Source organism: Klebsiella sp. ME-303 (genome assembly GCF_007910085.1).
In the GTDB taxonomy this organism is placed as follows: Bacteria; Pseudomonadota; Gammaproteobacteria; order Enterobacterales; family Enterobacteriaceae; genus Klebsiella; species Klebsiella michiganensis.
The window spans coordinates 1-642 of record NZ_VOJB01000005.1 but is presented as its reverse complement, the minus strand read 5'-3'; the positions used below and the strand labels follow the sequence as shown (position 1 = coordinate 642).

The following is a 642-nucleotide window of genomic DNA, read 5'->3' as shown; positions in this document are numbered from 1 at the left end:
GCCGGTGATTGCCGCCGCTATCCACCACCATCGCCGACTTAACCCTTAATTCACGGAGGAATCCATGACCGTTGCCATTACCGATGTCGTCCTGCGCGACGCCCACCAGTCCCTTTTCGCCACCCGCCTGCGCCTCGACGATATGCTCCCCGTTGCGGCCGCCCTCGATGACGCGGGCTACTGGTCCCTTGAATGCTGGGGCGGCGCCACCTTTGACGCCTGCATCCGCTTCCTCGGCGAGGACCCCTGGGTCCGCCTGCGCGAGCTCAAAAAGGCCATGCCGAAGACCCCGCTGCAGATGCTGCTCCGCGGCCAGAACCTGCTCGGCTACCGCCACTACGCCGATGACGTGGTGCAGCGCTTCGTCGAGCGCGCCGTCAAAAACGGCATGGACGTGTTCCGCGTCTTCGACGCCATGAACGACCCGCGCAATATGCAGGCCGCCCTGCAGGCGGTGCGCAGCCACGGCGCCCACGCCCAGGGCACGCTCTCCTACACCACCAGTCCGGCCCACACCCTGCAGACCTGGCTCGACCTGACCGAACAGCTGCTGGAGACCGGCGTCGATTCCATCGCGATTAAGGACATGTCCGGCATTCTCACCCCGATGGCGGCCTTCGAGCTGGTGAGCGAAATCAAAAA

At 65.0% G+C, this 642-nt stretch carries 1 pseudogene; it reads left to right on the top strand.

Annotated elements, in window-relative coordinates:
• Nucleotides 1-64: 64 nt before the first annotated feature.
• Nucleotides 65-642: pseudogene (locus FQK12_RS00030) on the top strand (oxaloacetate decarboxylase); the annotation flags it as partial.